Annotated in this window: 2 rRNA genes; both read left to right on the forward strand. The window is 52.6% G+C overall.

What is annotated here, in order from left to right:
- Positions 1-74 (forward strand): 16S ribosomal RNA (locus ACFVVA_RS42055); the annotation flags it as partial.
- 175 nt (positions 75-249) lie between these two features.
- A 23S ribosomal RNA gene (locus tag ACFVVA_RS42060) occupies positions 250-3,042 on the forward strand; the annotation flags it as partial.

The raw sequence follows: 3,042 nt of genomic DNA on the forward strand, positions 1-3,042 counted from the left end.
AGGTGGGACAGATGATTGGGGTGAAGTCGTAACAAGGTAGCCGTATCGGAAGGTGCGGCTGGATCACCTCCTTTCTAAGGATAAATACGAGAGCGCTTTTGTTTTGTTCAGTTTTGAATGAGTAATTCATTCAGATACGAAAGATCTCATCACGTTGTGATGAAGTTTTTTCTTCTTTGTTCCTTGAAAACTAGATAATAGATAGAAGGCAATTAATTTTTTCAAAGCATCAGTAAGATCTTTTTTAACGGTTAAGTTAGAAAGGGCGCACGGTGGATGCCTTGGCACTAGGAGCCGATGAAGGACGGGACGAACACCGATATGCTTCGGGGAGCTGTAAGCAAGCTTTGATCCGGAGATTTCCGAATGGGGAAACCCACCACTCGTAATGGAGTGGTATCCATATCTGAATACATAGGATATGAGAAGGCAGACCCGGGGAACTGAAACATCTAAGTACCCGGAGGAAGAGAAAGCAAATGCGATTTCCTGAGTAGCGGCGAGCGAAACGGGACCAGCCCAAACCAAGAGGCTTGCCTCTTGGGGTTGTAGGACACTCTATACGGAGTTACAAAGGAACGAGGTAGATGAAGAGGTCTGGAAAGGCCCGCCATAGGAGGTAACAGCCCTGTAGTCGAAACTTCGTTCTCTCCTGAGTGGATCCTGAGTACGGCGGAACACGTGAAATTCCGTCGGAATCCGGGAGGACCATCTCCCAAGGCTAAATACTCCCTAGTGACCGATAGTGAACCAGTACCGTGAGGGAAAGGTGAAAAGCACCCCGGAAGGGGAGTGAAAGAGATCCTGAAACCGTGTGCCTACAAGTAGTCAGAGCCCGTTAACGGGTGATGGCGTGCCTTTTGTAGAATGAACCGGCGAGTTACGATCCCGTGCAAGGTTAAGCAGAAGATGCGGAGCCGCAGCGAAAGCGAGTCTGAATAGGGCGAATTGAGTATGTGGTCGTAGACCCGAAACCAGGTGATCTACCCATGTCCAGGGTGAAGTTCAGGTAACACTGAATGGAGGCCCGAACCCACGCACGTTGAAAAGTGCGGGGATGAGGTGTGGGTAGCGGAGAAATTCCAATCGAACCTGGAGATAGCTGGTTCTCTCCGAAATAGCTTTAGGGCTAGCCTCATGTTGTAAGAGTCTTGGAGGTAGAGCACTGATTGGACTAGGGGCCCCCAACGGGTTACCGAATTCAGTCAAACTCCGAATGCCAAAGACTTATCCATGGGAGTCAGACTGCGAGTGATAAGATCCGTAGTCAAAAGGGAAACAGCCCAGACCACCAGCTAAGGTCCCCAAGTATACGTTAAGTGGAAAAGGATGTGGAGTTGCTTAGACAACCAGGATGTTGGCTTAGAAGCAGCCACCATTTAAAGAGTGCGTAATAGCTCACTGGTCGAGTGACTCTGCGCCGAAAATGTACCGGGGCTAAACGTATCACCGAAGCTGCGGACTGTTCTTCGAACAGTGGTAGGAGAGCGTTCTAAGGGCTGTGAAGTCAGACCGGAAGGACTGGTGGAGCGCTTAGAAGTGAGAATGCCGGTATGAGTAGCGAAAGAAGGGTGAGAATCCCTTCCACCGAATGCCTAAGGTTTCCTGAGGAAGGCTCGTCCGCTCAGGGTTAGTCGGGACCTAAGCCGAGGCCGAAAGGCGTAGGCGATGGACAACAGGTTGATATTCCTGTACCACCTATACATCGTTTGAACGATGGGGGGACGCAGAAGGATAGGGTAAGCGCGCTGTTGGATATGCGCGTCCAAGCAGTTAGGCCGGAAACGAGGCAAATCCCGTTTCCATTAAGGCGGAGCTGTGATGGCGAGGGAATTATAGTACCGAAGTTCCTGATTCCACACTGCCAAGAAAAGCCTCTAGCGAGGCGGGAGGTGCCCGTACCGCAAACCGACACAGGTAGGCGAGGAGAGAATCCTAAGGTGTGCGAGAGAACTCTCGTTAAGGAACTCGGCAAAATGACCCCGTAACTTCGGGAGAAGGGGTGCTCTGTTAGGGTGAATAGCCCGAGAGAGCCGCAGTGAATAGGCCCAGGCGACTGTTTAGCAAAAACACAGGTCTCTGCGAAGCCGTAAGGCGAAGTATAGGGGCTGACGCCTGCCCGGTGCTGGAAGGTTAAGAGGAGCGCTTAGCGTAAGCGAAGGTGCGAATTGAAGCCCCAGTAAACGGCGGCCGTAACTATAACGGTCCTAAGGTAGCGAAATTCCTTGTCGGGTAAGTTCCGACCCGCACGAAAGGCGCAACGATCTGGGCACTGTCTCAACGAGAGACTCGGTGAAATTATAGTACCTGTGAAGATGCAGGTTACCCGCGACAGGACGGAAAGACCCCGTGGAGCTTTACTGCAGCCTGATATTGAATTTTGGTACAGCTTGTACAGGATAGGTAGGAGCCTGAGAAGCCGGAGCGCTAGCTTCGGTGGAGGCGTCGGTGGGATACTACCCTGGCTGTATTGACCTTCTAACCCGCCGCCCTTATCGGGCGGGGAGACAGTGTCAGGTGGGCAGTTTGACTGGGGCGGTCGCCTCCTAAAGAGTAACGGAGGCGCCCAAAGGTTCCCTCAGAATGGTTGGAAATCATTCGTAGAGTGTAAAGGCACAAGGGAGCTTGACTGCGAGACCTACAAGTCGAGCAGGGACGAAAGTCGGGCTTAGTGATCCGGTGGTTCCGCATGGAAGGGCCATCGCTCAACGGATAAAAGCTACCCCGGGGATAACAGGCTTATCTCCCCCAAGAGTCCACATCGACGGGGAGGTTTGGCACCTCGATGTCGGCTCATCGCATCCTGGGGCTGTAGTCGGTCCCAAGGGTTGGGCTGTTCGCCCATTAAAGCGGTACGCGAGCTGGGTTCAGAACGTCGTGAGACAGTTCGGTCCCTATCCGTCGCGGGCGCAGGAAATTTGAGAGGAGCTGTCCTTAGTACGAGAGGACCGGGATGGACGCACCGCTGGTGTACCAGTTGTTCTGCCAAGGGCATCGCTGGGTAGCTATGTGCGGACGGGATAAGTGCTGAAAGCATCTAAG

This window comes from Kitasatospora sp. NPDC058048 (assembly GCF_042885555.1).
Lineage (GTDB): Bacteria > Actinomycetota > Actinomycetes > Streptomycetales > Streptomycetaceae > Kitasatospora > Kitasatospora lactacystinica.